A 19,858-nucleotide genomic window follows, 5' to 3' on the forward strand; every position below is an offset into this window, starting at 1 on the left:
TATCCATACGCCTATGACCACTGCTGCTCCGGTAAAAACTAAGTACGAAGCCATCATCGGTTTGGAAACTCATTGCCAACTGAATACCGCTACCAAGATTTTTTGTAGTTGTTCGACGGAATTTGGTGCGACTCCAAACCAAAATGTCTGCCCAATATGTATGGGGATGCCTGGGGTATTACCAGTACTGAATGAAAGGGTGCTGGAGTACGCTGTTAAAGCAGGACTGGCACTTAATTGTCAAATTGCTCCCTATAGCAAATTCGACCGCAAGCAATACTTTTATCCCGACCTACCTAAAAATTATCAGATTTCCCAGTACGATTTGCCTATTGCGGAACACGGTTGGCTAGAAATTGAGCTAACTGATGAGGCTGGCAATCCTATCCGCAAAAAGGTTGGTATCACCCGCCTGCATATGGAGGAAGATGCTGGGAAACTGGTTCACGCAGGTAGCGATCGCCTCTCTGGTTCTACTCACTCGCTCGTAGACTACAATCGCACTGGCGTACCTTTGGTAGAAATTGTATCGGAACCGGATATCCGTTCTGGTCAAGAAGCGGCTGAATATGCCCAAGAATTGCGCCGAATTCTGATTTATCTGGGCGTCAGCGACGGGAATATGCAAGAAGGTTCGCTGCGCTGCGACGTGAATATATCAGTGCGTCCAGTTGGACAAGAGAAGTTTGGCACGAAGGTAGAAATCAAAAATATGAACTCCTTCAACGCCATCCAACGCGCCATTGAGTATGAAATTGAGCGTCAAACCGCAGCTATAGAAGCAGGCGATCGCATTGTACAAGAAACTCGGCTGTGGGAAGAAGGCAGCCAGCGCACTATCAGCATGCGCGTCAAAGAAGGTTCTAGCGATTATCGCTATTTTCCAGAACCAGACTTGGCTCCTATTCAAGTACCATCAGGGCAATTGGAGCATTGGAAGTCAGAATTACCCGAACTCGCAGCCCACAAGCGCCGTCGTTACGAAAGCGATTTAGGTCTTTCTGCCTATGATGCCCGCGTGCTAACCGACGATCGCGGGGTAACGGAGTATTTTGAAGCTGCTGTTGCCTTCGGAGCCAATCCCAAGCAAGCCGCTAACTGGGTGATGGGGGATATCAGTGCTTATCTCAATCAAGAGAAACTGAACATCAGCGCACTAGCACTCAAACCCGCTACTCTAGCTGAACTAATCTCTTTAATTGAAGACAACACCATCAGCGGCAAAATCGCTAAGGAGATTTTGCCAGAGTTGCTCTCTAAGGGGGGTTCGGCTAAGGCATTGGTTGAGTCTAAGGGACTTGTGCAAATCTCCGACGCTGGGGCGCTCGAAACCATTATTGATGAAATTTTGGTGTCAAATCCCAAAGAATTGGAACAGTACCGCAGCGGCAAAACTAAGCTGCTGGGCTTTTTTGTGGGACAGGTGATGAAGAAAACTGAGGGACGGGCTAACCCGAAGCTGATCAACGAAATTCTGGCTAAGAAGCTCAATGCTTGATCCCAGCTTTACATTAAAGGGGGAAAACTTTACAAAAAACATATGTTAGGGGGTATCACCCCCCACCCCCAATCGCTATAGTAGGGGTAGTAGATGCACCCTGATGATCGGGAGAGTCGCCAAGTGACTCTCCTTTTTTTGTTTTCAATAACATTGTTGCAAATTATCCTCTTCTCCAAAAAAAGTTTAAAAAGGGGGTGACACCCCCCACCCCGAAATGATATATTGATGTTTAGTAGATGCACCCTGATGATCGGGAGAGAAGCCAACTGGCTCTCTTCTTTTTTTTTCGGGGTAAAGGACGAGTGGCTTTCGCGATCGCTGCGCTTCACAAGCATCCGAGCGGTATTGCAGACAACGACAAAAAAAAGATTTTAAAAGGGGGTGACACCCCCCACCCCGAAATGATATATTGATGTTTAGTAGATGCACCCTGATGATCGGGAGAGAAGCCAACTGGCTCTCTTCTTTTTTTTTCGGGGTTAGATGACGGACTTGGATCTGCGAGTACATTTCCGGAGTCCAGAGACTTGCTATAATCTGCTCACTCTAGGGAAGCGAAAAGCTTATAGGAGGAGTGATGTCAGACTGGCAGGTAATTAGCGGTGGGGTTACTGCGCCGAGAGGATTTCGGGCAGCGGGAATTAGGGCAGGGCTGAAACCTTCAGGATTACCAGATTTAGCATTGATTGTGTCGGATGTAGAAGCGATCGCGGCTGGTGTGTTCACTACATCTGTTGTTCGCGCCGCACCTATAGACTATTGTCGCCAACGACTGCAAGCCAAACATAGTGCGCGTGCTATTCTCTGCAATGCCGGACAAGCGAATGCGGCTACAGGCGAACAAGGGTGGTTGGATACTCTAGAAAGTGCAATGATGCTGGGGCAAGCGCTGAATATTCCCTCAGAATCAGTATTGATAGCGTCTACTGGCGTAATCGGACAACGGATTAAGATGGACGCGCTAAAGGCGGGGATTCCCAACTTAGTAGCGGCGGTGTCGGAAACTGGTGGGGATGCAGCAGCAAAAGCTATATGTACTACTGACTTAGTACCGAAATCAATAGCCCTAGAGACAACAATAGGCGATCGCACCGTGCGAATAGGCGGTATGTGCAAAGGAAGCGGGATGATTCATCCCAACATGGCGACAATGCTAGCCTTTGTGACTTGCGATGCAGCAGTTTCGCCATCGCTATGGCAGAAAATGTTGAGTAGAGCCGCAGATCAAAGTTTTAATCAAATTACAGTCGATGGCGATACAAGTACAAATGATAGTTTGTTTGCCTTAGCGAACGGTCAATCGCGGACACCTGCGATTACAGAGATGGGGGCTGAAGCTGAGAAATTGGAAGCAATGCTGACAGAAGTTTGTCAGTATTTAGCGAAGGCGATCGCGCGTGACGGAGAAGGTGCAACTTGCTTAATTGAAGTGCAAGTTACAGGCGCAGTTGATGAAGAAGCTGCACGTAAAGTAGCCAAAACAATTGTAGGTTCATCTTTAGTTAAGTCAGCAATTTTTGGTCGCGATCCAAACTGGGGAAGAATTGCAGCGGCGGCGGGACGTGCTGGGGTTGCTTTCGATCAAGAAAATTTGCGAATTCAGCTAGGCGATTTCTTAATGATGGAACATGGGCAACCCCAGCAATTCGATCGCGCAGCGGCGAGTGCTTATTTGAAAGCTGCGGCGGCTGGTGCTTATTTGAAAGAAGATACTGTTTTAATTTCGGTGAGTATTGGCAACGGTGCGGGTTCTGGTACAGCTTGGGGTTGTGACTTGAGTTACGACTACGTGAAGATTAACGCCGAGTATACGACATAAGGATGCGATCGTATTGCCCTGGCGATGTTCGTAATCGCGGCTAGACAAACGAAGTCCGCCTTCGCGGACTAAGAAATGTTCAATTTAACCCGCGAAGGCGGGTTTTGTCTGTGTAGCCGCGAATTCTATTCGCCAAAACAATTTAAAATATGCCTCAGCATCCATAAAGCAGACGATTTAAATTATGCGTTTCTAACACAAATGAGGTCAAATTTCACGCAGTTATATCTCCATTGCGTTTGGGCAACATGGGATAGATTGCCTTTAATTACACCAGATATTCAGAAGCAGCTTTATTCAGCGATTATTGGAGAGTGCAACCAGCTAGGATGTACAGTCATTGCCGTTGGTGGCGTTGAGGATCATATCCATCTCTTAACAGGTTTTTCGACTACTGTAACCGTATCTAACCTGATTAAGCAAATCAAGGGCAGTTCATCTCATCTAATTACCCACGAAATAAAACCTGGTGAATTTTTTAAATGGCAAGGCAGCTACGGGGCTTTTACTGTTAGCCATGATGCTATAGATAAGGTGGCTGACTATATCAGAAATCAGCGCATTCACCATCATCAAAAATCACTGATTTCTACTTGGGAAATAAATACGGACTAATTTATGAAATGTCCTAGCGATGTTCGTAATCGCGGCTAGACAAACGAAGTCCGCCTGCGCGGACTAAGAACATTTTTCATTTAACCCGCGAAGGCGGGTTTTGTGTGTGTAATTTCCCTGGCGATTGGAAATCGCGGCTAGACAAACGAAGTCCGCCTACGCGGACTAAGAACATTTTTAATTTAACCCGCGAAGGCGGGTTTTGCCTGTGTAGCCGCGAATTCTATTCGCCAGGACGATGAAAACTTTCTACAACCCTTACCTCGCGGCTTTTGCCTGTGTAGCCGCGAATTCTATTCGCCGGGACAATGAAAATTTTCTACAACCCTTACCTCGCGGGTTTTGTCTGTGTAGCCACCAATTCCATTCGCTGGGGCGATTTCCCTCGCGGGTTTTGTCTGTATAGCCGCAAATTCCATTCGTTGGGGTAAGACATTCGCCTGGTTTTGATGTGCCACAATAAACCTAATTGTCTCACACTCATAAACAATGGTTTGGGCAGCAGGAAAGCAGTTGCAGGGCGGGCGATACGTCATTGAAAAAGTTCTGGGAGAAGGGGGCTTCGGGATTACCTACAAAGCACTACACAAACTGCTAAATCAGCTAGTCGTGATTAAAACGCCCAACCAGAGACTAAAATATGACCCCGACGAATACCCCAAGTATTTGCAGCGATTCAAGGAGGAAGGGCAGCGACTGGCAAGGCTGTCTGAAAAGCCGCATCCCAATATTGTGCGCGTCAGCAATTTGTTTGAAGAGGGCGGAACATACTACCTGGTGATGGATTTTGTGCCAGGGGTGAGTTTGGAATCTTTAGTGCGGCGTCGGGGGGCGTTACCTCAAGAAGAAGCAATCGAGTATGTACGACAAATTGGGGCAGCCCTAACCATAGTACACAAGGCGAATCTGGTGCATCGGGATGCTCACCCAGGTAACATTATGGTGCAGAACGATGGTAAAGCTGTGCTGATTGATTTTGGCATTGCTGCGGATCTTGCCCTAAAGGTAAATACTTCTAAGCATCCTGCAAATAGGGCCTTTGCTCCCCCTGAACAGGAAGAAGGCAGTGGTGAGCCAACTGTAGATATTTACACTCTTACTGCATCTTTATACTATGCGGTGACTGGCCAATTCCCTAGTTGGCAACGACAGGGAAACAAGCCCAAATTAGTTCCACCGAAGCAATTTGCTAATATCAGCGATGACTTGAATCAGGCAATTCTCAAAGGGATGGAATTAGACGCAAGAAAGCGCCCTCAGTCGGTGCAGGAATGGTTGAAGTTGCTGGAAGTGGCGAATCGCGCTGCTCCGGCTCCTCCACCCCAACGAACAATAAGAAGAAATTTTAATTGGCAGGCGCTGGGCGAGCTGGTAGCATTCTTTCTATACAACACTTTAATGACCCTCTCATTCTGCATTATATTTGATTGGGATTGGACTTTGAATTGGGTTGCTGCTTTGGGTATTGGTTTGATTCTTTTTAATACCCTCGTTTGGTGTTTAGCTTCTTATTATTTTTATTTGCATTATTTCCAATTGCGGTTCGGCGAGATCTTCTTCATGATTGTGCTACTAGGAAATACTTTATGGCTATTTGGGGGGGGCCGTTGATGTGTCACCTATTAAAGTTTCGCTCATAACCACAACGCTTTTTCAAACCTAATTTGATTTTAGCCCATGATAGCGATCGCCCTCATATAAAAACTCACCTCAACTGTGTCACCAAAAAGGTAGAGTAATCTAGAATAATCTTTTCTACCCTTGATGTGAAAGTGAGAGAAATGATGCGATCGCGTAAATTATCTAAAAAATCATTCCTAAAATTATTGACGCTGGGATTAAGTTTGTATGCGCTTATATTACTGCCATTTATTGTAATGGGCATTAGCGCCCGCCTTTGTGTCGATCGAGGCAGGAGTTTGGAAAAGCAAGGGAAACTAAATGACGCGATCGCATCTTACCGACAAGCTACTAAATTTAACTCTAGCTATTTGTATGCTCACGTTCTTCTGGGTGATGCTCTTAGAAAAAAAGGTAAATTTGATGAAGCGATCGCGGCTTATAATAAAGCTATTCTACTCGACCGTAATTATGTGTATGCTCACCAATCTTTGGGCAATGCGCTCAAACAGCAGGGTAAAATAGATGCGGCGATCGCTGTTTACCAAAACGCTATCGAGCTTAATCCCAAAGATGCTGTTTCTTATTCTATTCTAGGTCGTGCGCTATACGAGCGGGGTAAATTAGACAGTGCGATCGCTGCTTACAAAAAAGCTATCGAAATCGACCCTAAAATTGCAACTAATTACATCAATATAAGTTTAGCACTGAACAAACAGGAGAAATTAGACAGCGCGCTCGCTGCTTACAAAAAAGCCATAGAACTCGATCCTAAGTTAGCCAATAAGCACAAAAAGCTGGGTGAGGCATTAGCTTACGATAAAAAACAAGACGCAGCATTAACAACTTACCGACAAGCAATTAAACGCAATCCAAAAGATGCCAGCGCTTACAACAATTTTGCCCAAGCGCTATACGAACAGGAGAAATTAGACAAAGCGATCGCTGCTTATCGACAAGCAATTAAGCTCAATCCGAAATATGTCTCTGCTTACAATAATTTAGGCGATGCGCTGACAGAAAAAGGAAAATTAGACAGTGCGATCGCAGCTTACAGACAAACTATTAAACTCAACCCATCATCTGCCTCTGCTTACAATAATTTGGGCAATGCGTTAAGAAATGATGGTAAACTCAAGAGCGCGATCGCTGCCTATCGCCAGTCCATCAAAATCAATGACAAAAATGCCTCTGCTCACAACAATTTAGGTTTTGTTCTACAGCAGCAAGGAAAATTTAAAGAAGCTATTAAAGAGTTTAGTTTAGCGATACAATTAGACCAAATTTGGAAAACACCTAAAATTAATCTCAGTGAAACACAGCGTCTTTTAGCTATTCGCGATAACCCCAATATTTTAGCACGAGCAGAACGATTGCCAAGTAAAAATAAAGAACCTTTAGTTTCCCTCAAGCGTTCTATCGTAAGGATTATTTTAAAGACACATTCCAATTATCGTACTGGTGCAGGATGGGTAGTTAAACGTGAGGGAAATACAGCTTGGCTTGTCACAAATCGCCATGTTGTAACAGATAAAAATGAGCGGCAATATCAGAAAATTGAGGTTGAGTTTTATAGCGAACCCCGACCCAATCAATTCCGCAAGCGACGAGCCGCTGAAATTACTAAAATTAGCAAAGCTGACGATCAACTGGATTTAGCTTTACTGAAAGTTACCGAAATTCCCAAGGATATCAAACCCTTACCCATATCTTCAATAGCTATTTCTCCGGGCACACCAGTTACTATCATCGGACACCCGATAACTGGCAATGATTGGGCAGCCATAAAAGGACGAGTCCGCAATAATATAGATGGAGAATTACAACTATCAACCATTGTAACCGGAGGCCATTTTGGTAGTCCTGTTTTAGACCAGAATAATCGTGTTGTGGGCATCGTGTGGGCAGGAAAATTATTAGATAGAACCACTACAGCACCAGATAAACCTGGGTATGGTATTGCTTTTCCTATGAAACCAGTTATAGAACAACTGCAAAGCTGGGGAATAGACTAGATAATCGAGAATAGAAAAGGCTATCCCATTAGGGAAGCGCTGCTTATTTATTGTTATCGCTTCTAGTAATTGAAACCAATGTTAAGACGGATTTCTGTGGTCGGCACAAGTGGTTCGGGCAAGACAACTTTAGCGCGTCAAATATCGCAAATTCTTGCCATTACCCATGTGGAATTAGATGCACTCCACTGGGAACCGAACTGGACGGAAGCACCAAAATATCTCTTTCGCGATCGCGTATTACAAGCTTTGAGTGGCGACAGTTGGGTTGTTGATGGAAATTACACCGCAGTGCGCGATATCGTTTGGGGTCGAGCTGATACAATTGTTTGGCTAGATTACTCTTTACCAGTCATGCTTTCACGGGTGGTGCGTCGCACTTTGCGGCGGGTGTTAATGCAAGAAGAACTCTGGAGTGGAAACCGCGAAACATGGCAAACAACTTTCAGCCGCGCTTCGATTATTTTGTGGCTGCTTCAAACTTATCAAAAAAACCGAAAAGAATATCCAATTTTATTTAGCAAACAGGAATATGGCCATCTTCAAATAGTACATCTGCGATCGCCACAGATTACAAAAAATTGGCTATTTACTATAAAACCGTAAAAAGATACCGCAACTATTTGTATTTTTTATCAAGCTTGGTGAAGAGCTAGCGCTCTTTTTTAACCCCCAGAGATGACAGATCAATATATAGCGTTTACACAAGGAGAAAATCTGAAAAAATACTTTTTTACCCGACCGAGCCGATTCACCTAAAATTTTATAAATTGTGCTTAGTAAATAAATATGACGAATATCATTTTCAGACGAGCATCAGCGGCTGATTATCCTGAGATTATTGCTCTGCATAAAAAGAACCTTTTCTCGAATTTATCTGATATCGAGAGGCAGGATGGCTTTTTATCAATTGATATTAGCGATCCTCTGCTTGCAGCTATAAACGAAGACGTGGCGGTTATTGTCGGTGTGCAGGAGAAAGTAGCGATCGCATATGTTTGTGCAACCACTCAAGAATATTCTCAGCAGATTCCCTTGCTCAAATATATGATGAGCTTGTATCCTGAAACGATGTTTCAGGGGCAGCCTTTGAGCAATTATCGTTCTTTTTTGTATGGCCCCGTGTGTGTTGCGGCTGCTTACCGAGGGACTGGTATCCTACAAGGTTTGTTTAAAGCACTTCTAGCTCAAGTAGCCACACAGTTCAATGCTGGTGTTGCTTTTGTAGCAAAGGACAATCCGCGAAGTCTTCGGGCGCATACTCAAAAACTCGGTATGGAGATGCTCAGAGACTTTGAGTTTAACGGCAAATCGTACTTCATACTTGGATTTCCAGTGCTACCTCAATCGCATTCTTAATCTATTTCTTTGAGACGCCAAAGCCACCAAAACTAACACGGCGAATATTCATCTACCAATTGCCACAGGTTGATCGTTTGAACGTATTTTTTCATATACCAAGCACTGCAAAGACCAAGCGTGCTTGTGCAATAAATCAATTTAGAGAGTTTACATAGGATAATCAGGCCCTTAGCGAAAGGAACACGCCGTTGGGGGCGATCGCTCCTCTGCTCCTCTTATACGATACCGGGATTTAGATTTTGCCTCTCTACTTCAACCCCAAAATACTAAACCCAAAGGGTATTAGAAATACGGTTCACTTTGTACCCTGAACTACCTGCAAATTGCCACCTGCATAAAGTTTGGCGTTGCTTACCTCAACCCTAAACTCCTCTAACAACGCAGCTAAAACCCTTTCGAGCAATTGCCCAGCAGTTTCCCTCTCAACCAATAGCGACCGTTGCAGCGACACACGCGAGATATCCAATGCTTTCACATTATGGGAGTATCGCACCATAAATTGCGTAGCCTGACCAGAACTGCAACAGTGTCCTTAAGATAGTTCCCATCGCCTTATCCCCGGTAAAATTGTGTATCCTTTGTTGCCAACTGCAACCGCAAAAAGCATATATTGTTAAAATCAGTAACAAATATGAAAGATTGGGAAACTGTTACCGCTATGGGTCGAGTTGGAGTTTTGCTGCTAAATCTAGGCGGGCCGGATGAATTAGAGGATGTCGGGCCTTTTCTGTTCAATCTGTTTTCCGACCCAGAAATTATCCGCATACCGTTTACGTCGCTACAACGACCCCTTGCATGGTTGATTTCCACCCGGAGAACCAAAAAATCGCAAGAGAACTACAAGAAAATTGGCGGCGGTTCGCCACTGCGGCGGATCACAGAAGCGCAGGCGATGGCGCTACAGGAAAAATTGCAGCAAAAAGGGCAAAATGTCAACGTATATGTGGGGATGCGCTACTGGCATCCTTATACAGAAGAGGCAATCGTCCGCATTAAGCGCGACAACATCGATCGCGTTGTAATTTTACCTTTATATCCCCAATTCTCCATCAGCACAAGCGGTTCAAGTTTTAGGCTTTTAGAAAAACTGTGGCAAGAAGACCCAGCACTGTCGCGAATTGAATATACAGTAATTCCCTCATGGTATCAGCAGCCCAAATACCTCGAAGCAATGGCGGAGCTGATTGCCAAAGAACTCGACCAATTTGCCAATCCTGATGAGGCTCACATTTTCTTCAGCGCTCATGGTGTTCCAGTGAGTTACGTTGAAGAAGCGGGAGATCCATACCAGAAAGAAATTGAGGAATGCACTGCTTTAATTATGCAGACCCTCAATCGACCCAACGCGCATACCTTGGCTTACCAGAGTAGAGTGGGGCCAGTTGAGTGGCTAAAGCCATACACTGAAGATGCGATCGCAGAACTCGGTGCCCAAGGCGTTAAAAATATGGCTGTCGTGCCTATAAGCTTTGTTTCCGAACACATCGAAACTCTCGAAGAAATTGATATCGAATATCGAGAAGTAGCCGAAAAAGCTGGCATTCACAACTTCCGTCGCGTGAGTGCGCCCAATACTCATCCCCTCTTCATTGAATCACTCACCGATCTGGTAGTTGATGCCCTCAATGCGCCTGCGGTGAAGCTATCGCAAGTCCCACAGCTTAAGAAACAAGTCAAAATGTACCCGCAAGAAAGTTGGGAGTGGGGTCTGACTACAACGGCAGAAATTTGGAACGGACGTCTGGCGATGCTGGGCTTTCTAGCGTTAATCCTAGAGTTAATAACTGGTCGCGGACTTCTGCACTTCGTAGGAATTTTGTAAAAGTAACAAGCGCGAAGCGTCGTAGCAAATCCGAAAAAGGCACAAGGAAGAATTCTTTCTTGTGCCTTTTTCCTTTTAAATTTCTTACTCTGGTTCCTTAGAGCGACTTTCAGCCTTTTTGTGACCTCTATACCAGCGATACCACTCCTTAGAGCTGCGGACTGCCAGCCAAAGGAGCATCATAGCAATTAATCCTCCAGACCTGGGAGCATCAAAGGCAAAAAAAACAAGCGAAATGCACAAAGCGTCTTGGATAAAGACGATCCATAGGGGTAAGCCGCGCAAGCGATAGAACCACCCAACTTGAACAAGCTGCAATACGAAAGCTAATAAGCCACCCACCGTACCGATAATCCAAATGAATGCAATTGGAACATCGGTGAGTTGAGCCACAGCAATACCCATAATGGCTCCCACAATCGGGCTGAAGAGCAGCTGGACAACTTGCAACACGCGCTGACCCAGTAGCTTTTTGGAAGCAAATAACTCAAACAACGACCAACTCGTAAGCACCCCTATCACTATAGGAGGAGGAACTCTAGATAAAAGCGGTACTTTAGACCAGAGATCTTCACTCAATAGGCCAATGACCAGAAGGGGCAGGGCGATTCTCATTCCTGCCGCAGCCGATGCTGAGAGAGCGGCTAGGATTTCAATCATATAATTGCCTTGCTGCTTGCAATAGAAGTTGGTGGCTTAATAGCAAGTTGGCCATCTAATTATTCTGAAGATTTGTTCTCAATCCGGCTTTCTCTAAGGTTAAGAATGCCATTTTCAGCGCAAAGTAGTGTAGAGGGGTGCAGCCTCTTACTCAAGTTTAGAAGCCTTGCGCTGAAGTCGGCGCGAAGCGCGATCGCACCCTTAGCAAATGTTACTAAGAATGAGATAATAGCGGCAAAACTAGCGTCACGAAATAATAAACCAACGGTGCAGTAAAAACATAACTGTCGGCGCGATCTAAAATTCCACCGTGACCTGGAATCAACTGGCCTGAGTCTTTTACCCCCGCGTCTCGCTTCATCATCGACTCTGTTAAGTCTCCCAAAAGGCTAGCTATACCAATCAATAGCCCCAAAGCGGCTCCAGTGAACTCCCAACTGGGCCAGTTGAGATACCAAGCTCCAGCGGCTGCTACGGCGATACTACCTACAACGCCAAAAACTGCTCCTTCGACAGTCTTTTTAGGGCTGATATCGGAAAGGCGAGTGCGACCGAAAAACTTGCCGAAAGTATAGGCACCAATATCAGCCGCCCAGATACACAGGAAAGCCAGAAGGGTTAAAGTTAATCCTTCTGGGAGGGCGTGGAAATTGGAAAAGTTTTCCGGCCAGAAGCCATTCAAGGGTAATGTGGTGGCGACAGCAGGCGAGAGGTCTACGCGCAACCGTACCCAATAACTGGGCAGATAGCCGCCGTAGAACAATCCCAAGATAGAAGCTGAGATATCCGCAATTGAGGCAAACTTGGGCTGAAATAGCAGGTAGAAACAGATCAGGGTTCCTGCTAACGAAAACATGGCATCTGTCAGCGATGGCGCTAGGGCGGCGGTAACTAGCAGCACCTGGCTAACCACGAGGGTGGTTTTGCCAGCTGGGGCCATACCCTTGGCGCGAGTCAGCTGAAAATACTCTAATTGACCCAGATAGACAATGAGGCCGATGCCAAGGGTGAAGTACCATCCACCAAGGATGAGCATTCCCAAAGCAAGCGCGATCGCAATTATTCCACTATAGATACGTGTCCAAGGCATGAGGCGCTTAACCAGTGCTTAATCTAGCTTCTCACCGCTGAGGATAAAAATCGGATTTACAGCCGCAAAAATTTGATGGGTTCCCCGCGTCTCCAGACGATTGACAGCTGACTGGACTACCTCAATGTTACGGGCTTGTAACTGAGCAAAGCTTTCTGAGACAGCATATAAACTCTCTAGATTATCAGCTGTAGCCACCACGCGGCCTTGCGGTAGCAAGTATTGCCAAACTTGCTGGAGGATTTCTTTGATCGAACGCCCCCCTTCAATGCAAACCCGGTGAGGAGGGCCGGGTAGGTCTTTCAGGCATTCTGGGGCACTACCTTCGACGACATGGACATTGCGAACGTCAAAGCGATCGCAGTTCCGGCGAATCAAACTTGCCACTTCCTCATCCCTTTCTACCGCCACTATCCTACCTTTGGGACAGAGCAACCCAGTTTCCACTGGTATCGTGCCCGTGCCTGCACCAATATCCCACAACACTGAGTTTGGTTTAAGTCTGAGCAGGGAAATCATTAATACCCGCACTTCTCGTTTACTCAAGGGAATACCAGGCAGACGCTCGAACAAATCATCGGGGATACCAGGGGTAACATAAGGCCACATAATAAATCCGGAATTGGGTGTGGGGCATGGGGTATGGGGCATGGGGCATTGGTATTTTTGGCTATTTGCTATTCCCTATTACCCATCCCCAATTCCCCGTTCGCTATTACCTAACAACTTTTAAAGTCTTTAGGGCGGGATCGCTACAACCTGTAATACTGCCACCGAGGGCGAGAATCTGTTTCAGGTAGTCGAGGGCGGCTGGGGTAATTTCTTCTCCAGGCATTAACACGGGAATTCCAGGTGGGTAAGGACAAACGAGTTCGGCACTAATGCGCTCTAGGGTTTGTTCTATCGGCAGCGTTTCCGTCTGCGAGAAGAAGGCATCGCGGGGGGAAATGGATGGATAAATAATGAACGAAGAAGGATGAATTTGGAGCAATTCCTTTTTCCACCTTATAAATACATCCTGCCAAGAGTTTATGGACTTGGGACGGCTATGCTCAGAGGCTAAAGTGCGTAGGGCGGACACTAGGGCGTCAATATCTGCCTGCGTGTTGCCCAAACTAATGATAAACGTCAGATGTTGCAACGATGGTAATTCAGCTGTAACGCTAAGCTGTTGATCTAGAATTTCATCTGCCTCAAAACCAGTCAAGTTTAACTCAGAAACGCCTAGAGTTAGCCGCGTCCGGTCGATATCGACAAAGCCTTGCGTGTTTGCAAGTTCCAAAACTGATAATCCGGGAATCTGGTTAATCCTGCTTTTTGCATCATCAGCAAGCTGCAACGTGCGAGTCATTAATTGTTTTCCGTGCAGTGCCATTTGCTGACGTGCTGCATCGAGAGAAGCTAGGAGTAGATAACTGGGACTGGTGGACTGCACCAACTGCAAGGTTTTATTTAGTTTGTCAATGTTTATCCTGTTGCCTCGGACGTGCAGCATTGAGGCTTGAGTCAGGGCGCTGAGTACCTTGTGAGTGGATTGAACGCTCAAGTCAGCACCCGCGGCTAAGGCTGGGGTGGGTAAATCTGGATGAAACGCAAAATGAGCGCCGTGAGCTTCGTCTACTAACAGGGGAATGTTGTGTTGGTGGGCAATTTGAGCGATCGCTGCTACATCCCCGCAAACGCCATAATAAGTTGGGTAAACCATCATCACCGCTTTGGCGTCTGGATGCTGCTCTAGGGCGGCTGCCACAGAAGAAGCTGTGATGCTGTAAGCTAAACCTAAAACTTGGTCGTATTCCGGGTTAACGAAGACAGGGATAGCACCAGAGAGAATAAGACCTGCGATCGCGGACTGGTGGACGTTCCGAGACATCACGATCTTGTCACCCTTGCCACAAGTCGCCATTATTGCCGCTGTCACCCCACAAGTCGAACCATTCACCAAAAACCAGCTATGCTCTGCCCCAAAGGCTTCGGCTGCAAGCTGCTGCGCCTCTTGGATAACGCTTTGCGGCGCAAATAAGTTATCTAATTCCTCCAACTCCGGCAAGTCGGCTGGAAAAACAGCTTTCCCCAACAAATCTGCCAGTGGCTGGGGAATTCCTTGTCCCCGTTTGTGTCCTGGCGTGTAAAATGCCGCATGATTTTTATTAGCACACCAGCGTAGGGCATCCAGTAAGGGCGTTTTTGCTTGAGACAAAGATATGTAATCGGAGGGAAGTCGCATAACAGTAAATGCAAATAGTTAGCCACGCACTTTCTTAACTTGACACATTTCGTGTTAGCAAGCTGTGGACTAACACGCTCAATACCTGCTAGAGTATTCGACTGGCGTGGATTGGGGAAAAGCGCATCCCTAGAGCGGGCAAATAGATTTCGCTACTTGGGGAGATGCGATTATACAGCTTGCCATCTAGCTTAGTAGAGTTGCATCATTAAATTGGATTGCCATGATTAGTCCTAATTCTATTAGCATCCCAGAACCTCAAATTCCCACTCCTTCACCAAATCCGCTACCGGGGTCAATTCCCGAACCATCTCCCATGCCAGGGCCGATTCCGGAGCCAATTCCAGGGCCAGTGCCAGAGCCAGTGCCTGCTCCCATTCCCCAGCCAGCGATCCCAGAACCAGTCCCAGAGACAGTACCTGCTCCCATTCCCCAGACGGTTCCAGGGACGATTCCCCAAACTGTTCCTAGCCCACTTTAAACGCGATCGCCCAGTTTCAACCCAGCTTAACTTGCTAACTATTAAGCTGAATCCAAAATCAAAATCTAAAACCCAAAATGCTAAGAGCCGGAATTGTTGGACTGCCCAACGTTGGAAAATCTACCCTATTTAATGCCCTCGTTGCTAATGCTAAGGCTGAGGCGGCAAATTTTCCTTTTTGCACGATTGAACCCAATGTCGGTGTCGTCTCCGTGCCAGATGAGCGTCTAAATGCTCTGGCTAAGATATCCGCCTCTAAGCAAATTGTGCCTACAAGAGTTGAGTTTGTAGATATTGCGGGTTTAGTAAAAGGCGCAAGTCAGGGAGAGGGACTGGGCAATAAATTTTTATCGCACATTCGAGAAGTGGATGCGATTGTCCATGTAGTGCGCTGTTTTGAAAATGATGATATTATCCACGTTTCCGGTTCTGTCGATCCGGCGCGAGATATAGAAATAATCAATTTGGAGTTAGTTTTAGCCGATTTATCGCAAGTAGAGAAGAGGATAGATCGCGCCCGCAAACAAGCTCGTGGCAACAAAGACGGCCAAATTGAAGTCACAGCGTTGGAAAAATTAACCGCTTTGTTGAATGAAGGCAAGCCAGCACGACAGGCTAAATTAACCGAAGAAGAAGCCGAGTCAATTAAGGGGTTGGGATTGCTTAGTGGCAAACCAATTATCTATGCAGCCAATGTGTCTGAGGATGATTTGGCTACTGGTAACAAATATGTAGAGCAAGTGCGGCAAATTGCCTCTGCGGAAAATGCTCAAGTTGTCATTGTTTCTGCTCAAGTGGAAGCAGAATTGGTGGAATTACCCGATGAAGACCGAGCAGATTTTCTGGCATCTTTGGGTGTGGAAGAAGGCGGCTTGAAATCTTTGATTCGCGCCACTTATGAACTATTAGGTTTGCGTACTTATTTTACTACTGGCCCCCAGGAAAGCCGCGCTTGGACGATTACAGCGGGGATGGTAGCACCGCAGGCGGCTGGTGTAATTCATACTGATTTTGAGCGCGGATTTATCCGGGCGGAGACTGTAGCTTATGAAGATTTAGTTGCAACGGGTTCGATGAAAACTGCAAAAGAAAAAGGTTTAGTACGCAGTGAAGGTAAAGAGTACGTCGTTAAAGAAGGCGATGTACTGCTGTTCCTGTTTAACGTTTAGGTTAGTGACTCTAAGGAGGACACAAGATGAATATTACACAACTTCTGATTGCTTGGCTGGTCACCTCTGTTAGTTTGTTTATTATTTCCAAATTGCCAACAGGAGTGGAAATTGACGGGTTTAATAAAGCCCTAGTTTCGGCAGCAGTTTTTGGAATTGTGAATGCTTTGATAGGACCAGTTATTAAAGTATTAGCTTTACCAATTACCTTTCTAACTTTTGGCTTATTCGCCGTAGTTGTCAACGGGATTATCTTTGGTTTAGCTGCTGCGTTAGTACAAGGATTTCGGTTGCGGTGGGGAATTTGGAGTGCTTTGATAGGAGCAGTTGCACTAGGGATTATCAACTCTCTACTATTTAACCTGCTTGGTTTCAGGTAGTCTACGGGCTAATTTTGTAAGAAACCCGGCTTCTCCAAAAGCCGGGTTTTTTAGTATTTACTCGCTGCGAGGAGTGTAGAATTTGAGTGCGATCGCCAACTTCAGCTTATCCCAAACTTTCTACTTACTGGGAGCCAATTAGCCAATAAGTCACCATTTCTCCCTTACCTTTGACTTTAATAGTTCCTCGCTTCTCAAACACATACTTATCCTTTAGTCTCTCATAGGTGGCTGTTGTCACCTGAATAATTCCCGGTTGACCGGAAGATTCCATGCGCGAGGCAACATTAACAGCATCTCCCCACAAATCATAGATAAATTTTTTCGTGCCAATTACTCCAGCTACGACAACCCCTGTATTAATGCCAATGCGGATTTGAATATTCTCCTCTTGCTCGCAGCGTAAATGTCTAACCGCAGCTTGCATTGCCAGTGCCATTTCTGCGATCGCCTCTGCATGATCGGGTTTGGGAATGGGTAAGCCACCAGCTACCATGTAGGCATCGCCAATAGTCTTGATTTTTTCTAACCCTAACTTTTCTGCTAGCTCATCAAATGTGGAAAAAATTTCATTGAGTAAGTTAACCAACTCAATTGGTTTCAATCGCGCTGATAACGATGTAAAACCTACAAGATCGGCAAACATAATTGTCACTTCGTTGAATTGTTCAGCGATCGCTGCGCCACGCTCGGCTAACACACCTTGATTTTCTTTAAGCTGATTAGCGATCGCCTTCGGCAAAATATTCAGCAATAATTGTTCTGACTTTTGTTGTTCTAAACGGAGAGCTTCCTCAGCTTGTTTGCGATCGCTGATGTCTCGTGCAACTAATATCGCCCTTTCTTCATTAAGGGGAGAAATAGTCTCTGCCAACCAAACATCTTTTCCCTCAATTGGCAGGCAATATTCAATCGAGACAGTTTTTTGGCTAGATACTGCCTCTAAAATGCCCTTGAGAATCAAATCAGCTTCCGCAGACGGCAGATCCTCATGCAATTTTCTGCCAATCATTGCCGCTGGCGGCTTATACAAATTCACCGTATTGGTGGGTATAACATTAAGGCACCTTCCAGAAACATCCCTAACAGTAACCACATCCGTCATAGCTGCAAACAGTGCCTTCATTTCTGCTTGCACTTTCTTTTGTTGCAACACCGTCCCCGATTGAGCTGCCACAGCATTTACTAACTCGCTTAACCGTTTATCCTCTGAACTGGTTGAGCGCATGAAGAAAACTAGAACGGCCAAAACAGGTGATTGGGAACTGAGCAAATAATTACTCTGTTCCTCTGTCGGCTCGTTATTGTTGCCCATAGCAACGATCGGCACGCCAAATCCACCTTTTAAACCGCATTTTGTAGCCAATTCCAGTCTGAGGAGAACATCGTCAATCTCAGTCAACTGAGGTACCCACTGAGACTTGTGGGTTGACCAGACTTGTCCGGGAATCTCTTCAGTGGGAAGGAAGGTAAGAACTTCGCTATATTCTCGGAAATTCCTAATCTCCTCCGCTACATTGGGGTCAATTCCCGCGAACTGACAATACCAACGGGAACTGCATACTAAAGCTGACATATCAGCCGTAGGAATCCAAGCTTCGCCATAAGTCCAACTGGTTATTTCGCACACCTGCTGCAAGGCGATATCCAGAGCAGTATCAAAATCTGGAGCAGCGCTAATTGCCTGAGCAATTGTTGATAATAACCGCACTTCTTCTTCAGCTTGTTTGCGTTGCGTAGCCGCCGCCACGGCATCGCTGATATCCTGATGAGAGCCAACCATCCGCACGGGTTGCCCGTTTCTATCCCATTGCGCTTGCCCCCGTGCCAAAATCCATTTGTAGCTGCTATCTTTGCAGCGCAGGCGATACTCACCTCTATATAACGGGGTCTTGCGCTCTAAATGGCCTTGCAATGTAGCTATTGTTTGATCCATATCCTCTGGATGGACGAGATTGAGCCATGCATCGAAGCTGTAGGCGATGTCTTGTTCCGTGTAGCCGAGCATTTCTAGCAAGAGAGCCGAAGCAAACACTTCCCCAGTAGTAATATTCCAGTCAAAGATGCCATCCCCCGTGCCGAGTAGGGCTAGTTCCCACCTTTCTTCGCTCTGGCGCGATGCTTCTTCTGCTCGTAAGCGTTCTTTGATTTCCTGTTCGAGCTGTGCTGTCCGCTCCCGCAGTGATGATTGCTGACGTAAAATGGTCAGTTGATTTTCGATCCGGGCTATTACTTCTTGAGCCTGAAAGGGTTTTGTTATGTAGTCTACGCCACCGATATCAAAGCCTTTGACTTTATCCAATACATCATCCAAAGCGCTGATGAAAATTACGGGAACGTCACGAGTATGTTCATCTGCCTTTAGTTGGCTACATACTTCATAGCCATTCATCCCTGGCATATTTATATCAAGCAAAATTAGATCTGGCAGAGCTGTCTTAGCTGCCATCAATGCCATCTGCCCAGTGAGAGCCTTGCGAACTTCGTACCCTCCCCCAGCCAGCACTGTCGATAAAAGGCGCAGGTTGTCCGGTGTATCGTCAACAACTAAAATGTTCCCTTTTGTTGCCTGAGTTTGTATGTTTAACATTGTTTGTTATATCAATTAATTGGTGCAACTGGGCAGGGCATTAAAGTTTTAATACGCGGTATTAATGGTTTTGTAAATGGTGGAGCTTGAACCGCAAAAAATGGTGGCAACTCGCTCGGAGGTTAGCTTTGTTTGGCTTGGGTTTAAGATGGTGCCAAGTTGGAATAGTCATCAACCGTAAGGATTTTAAGTTATTGATGGAGAACAGTTGCTGATGGAGCGAGTCTCGCTGAAAGCCATTGTGCCACTTTAATAATGCAAAATACCAACTTCTACTCTAAATAGAGAAGAAAGTTGGTTCAGAAAGAACATAATTGGAGCATAACGTCTTTTTTTAAAGGTAAGTGATATTTTTAAATATAACTTTTTTAGATAAATTGGCTGAATTGTAGGGTGAGTTAATAAAATTTCAGTTAATAAATTATTTTAAATTGATAAATAAAGTGTGAGAAGGCGCGCTCGCGCTCCGCTAAAAACCGCTTTTCACGTTAGTGTCGATTTAAGTTG

At 45.7% G+C, this 19,858-nt stretch carries 18 protein-coding genes; 11 read left to right on the plus strand and 7 right to left on the minus strand.

Features of this window, described 5'->3' with window-relative positions; translation table 11 throughout:
• Window positions 1–13: 13 nt before the first annotated feature.
• The 3 genes from gatB (at window position 14) to tnpA (ending at window position 3,935) form a co-directional block, all read left to right on the plus strand.
• Entirely contained in the window at window positions 14–1,498 is a 1,485-nt protein-coding gene (gene gatB, locus H6F77_RS03625) for an Asp-tRNA(Asn)/Glu-tRNA(Gln) amidotransferase subunit GatB (RefSeq protein WP_190485447.1), read from the plus strand.
• A gap of 580 nt (window positions 1,499–2,078) precedes the next feature.
• The gene (gene argJ / locus H6F77_RS03630; protein ID WP_190485448.1) at window positions 2,079–3,320 is read left to right on the plus strand and encodes a bifunctional ornithine acetyltransferase/N-acetylglutamate synthase; all 1,242 of its coding nucleotides are present in this window, start codon (window positions 2,079–2,081) and stop codon (window positions 3,318–3,320) included.
• 201 nt (window positions 3,321–3,521) lie between these two features.
• The gene (gene tnpA / locus H6F77_RS03635; RefSeq protein WP_190485591.1) at window positions 3,522–3,935 is read left to right on the plus strand and encodes an IS200/IS605 family transposase; all 414 of its coding nucleotides are present in this window, start codon (window positions 3,522–3,524) and stop codon (window positions 3,933–3,935) included.
• 293 nt (window positions 3,936–4,228) lie between these two features.
• On the opposite strand, the gene H6F77_RS03640 is transcribed toward tnpA, so the two are convergent.
• The gene (locus H6F77_RS03640; RefSeq protein WP_190485450.1) at window positions 4,229–4,393 is read right to left on the minus strand and encodes a hypothetical protein; all 165 of its coding nucleotides are present in this window, start codon (window positions 4,391–4,393) and stop codon (window positions 4,229–4,231) included.
• Window positions 4,394–4,424: 31 nt separating this feature from the next.
• Here H6F77_RS03640 and H6F77_RS03645 point away from each other — a divergent pair, with 31 nt between their 5' ends.
• The 4 genes from H6F77_RS03645 (at window position 4,425) to H6F77_RS03660 (ending at window position 8,929) form a co-directional block, all read left to right on the plus strand.
• The gene (locus H6F77_RS03645) at window positions 4,425–5,546 is read left to right on the plus strand and encodes a serine/threonine protein kinase (protein WP_190485452.1); all 1,122 of its coding nucleotides are present in this window, start codon (window positions 4,425–4,427) and stop codon (window positions 5,544–5,546) included.
• 155 nt (window positions 5,547–5,701) lie between these two features.
• Complete coding sequence (locus tag H6F77_RS03650; protein ID WP_190485454.1) at window positions 5,702–7,570, plus strand: serine protease; 1,869 nt, start codon at window positions 5,702–5,704, stop codon at window positions 7,568–7,570.
• 78 nt (window positions 7,571–7,648) lie between these two features.
• The gene (locus tag H6F77_RS03655; protein WP_190485456.1) at window positions 7,649–8,176 is read left to right on the plus strand and encodes a P-loop NTPase family protein; all 528 of its coding nucleotides are present in this window, start codon (window positions 7,649–7,651) and stop codon (window positions 8,174–8,176) included.
• A gap of 183 nt (window positions 8,177–8,359) precedes the next feature.
• Window positions 8,360–8,929: a GNAT family N-acetyltransferase gene (locus H6F77_RS03660; RefSeq protein ID WP_190485458.1), complete on the plus strand. Its 570-nt coding sequence runs from the start codon at window positions 8,360–8,362 to the stop codon at window positions 8,927–8,929.
• 298 nt (window positions 8,930–9,227) lie between these two features.
• On the opposite strand, the gene H6F77_RS03665 is transcribed toward H6F77_RS03660, so the two are convergent.
• Window positions 9,228–9,398, minus strand: a complete 171-nt coding sequence (locus H6F77_RS03665; protein ID WP_190485460.1) for a hypothetical protein — start codon at window positions 9,396–9,398, stop codon at window positions 9,228–9,230.
• Window positions 9,399–9,590: 192 nt separating this feature from the next.
• On the opposite strand from H6F77_RS03665, the gene hemH reads away from it, so the two are divergent.
• The gene (hemH, locus tag H6F77_RS03670; RefSeq protein WP_190485593.1) at window positions 9,591–10,754 is read left to right on the plus strand and encodes a ferrochelatase; all 1,164 of its coding nucleotides are present in this window, start codon (window positions 9,591–9,593) and stop codon (window positions 10,752–10,754) included.
• A gap of 84 nt (window positions 10,755–10,838) precedes the next feature.
• Here the strand turns inward: hemH and H6F77_RS03675 are convergent, their stop codons facing one another.
• The 4 genes from H6F77_RS03675 to H6F77_RS03690 form a co-directional block, all read right to left on the minus strand.
• Complete coding sequence (locus H6F77_RS03675; protein WP_190485462.1) at window positions 10,839–11,414, minus strand: DUF4126 domain-containing protein; 576 nt, start codon at window positions 11,412–11,414, stop codon at window positions 10,839–10,841.
• A 214-nt stretch (window positions 11,415–11,628) separates the two neighbouring features.
• Window positions 11,629–12,504, minus strand: a complete 876-nt coding sequence (locus H6F77_RS03680; protein WP_190485464.1) for a phosphatidate cytidylyltransferase — start codon at window positions 12,502–12,504, stop codon at window positions 11,629–11,631.
• Between the two features lie 18 nt (window positions 12,505–12,522).
• On the minus strand, window positions 12,523–13,116 hold the full coding sequence (cbiT, locus tag H6F77_RS03685) for a precorrin-6Y C5,15-methyltransferase subunit CbiT (protein WP_309228795.1): 594 nt from the start codon (window positions 13,114–13,116) through the stop codon (window positions 12,523–12,525).
• Between the two features lie 103 nt (window positions 13,117–13,219).
• A complete protein-coding gene (locus H6F77_RS03690; RefSeq protein WP_190485468.1) occupies window positions 13,220–14,731 on the minus strand; it encodes an aminotransferase class I/II-fold pyridoxal phosphate-dependent enzyme in 1,512 nt (503 codons plus the stop codon).
• A 223-nt stretch (window positions 14,732–14,954) separates the two neighbouring features.
• On the opposite strand from H6F77_RS03690, the gene H6F77_RS03695 reads away from it, so the two are divergent.
• From H6F77_RS03695 to H6F77_RS03705, 3 genes are all read left to right on the plus strand, one after another.
• Window positions 14,955–15,212, plus strand: a complete 258-nt coding sequence (locus tag H6F77_RS03695) for a gamma-aminobutyric acid A receptor, epsilon-like protein (RefSeq protein ID WP_190485470.1) — start codon at window positions 14,955–14,957, stop codon at window positions 15,210–15,212.
• A gap of 77 nt (window positions 15,213–15,289) precedes the next feature.
• A complete protein-coding gene (ychF, locus tag H6F77_RS03700; protein ID WP_190485472.1) occupies window positions 15,290–16,381 on the plus strand; it encodes a redox-regulated ATPase YchF in 1,092 nt (363 codons plus the stop codon).
• Between the two features lie 26 nt (window positions 16,382–16,407).
• A complete protein-coding gene (locus H6F77_RS03705) occupies window positions 16,408–16,761 on the plus strand; it encodes a phage holin family protein (protein WP_190485474.1) in 354 nt (117 codons plus the stop codon).
• Window positions 16,762–16,885: 124 nt separating this feature from the next.
• On the opposite strand, the gene H6F77_RS03710 is transcribed toward H6F77_RS03705, so the two are convergent.
• Window positions 16,886–19,351 carry an adenylate/guanylate cyclase domain-containing protein gene (locus H6F77_RS03710; protein WP_190485476.1) on the minus strand — a complete coding sequence of 822 codons (2,466 nt, stop codon included), beginning with the start codon at window positions 19,349–19,351 and terminating at the stop codon, window positions 16,886–16,888.
• Window positions 19,352–19,858 lie beyond the last annotated feature (507 nt).

This window comes from Microcoleus sp. FACHB-831 (assembly GCF_014695585.1).
Taxonomy (GTDB): Bacteria; Cyanobacteriota; Cyanobacteriia; order Cyanobacteriales; family FACHB-T130; genus FACHB-831.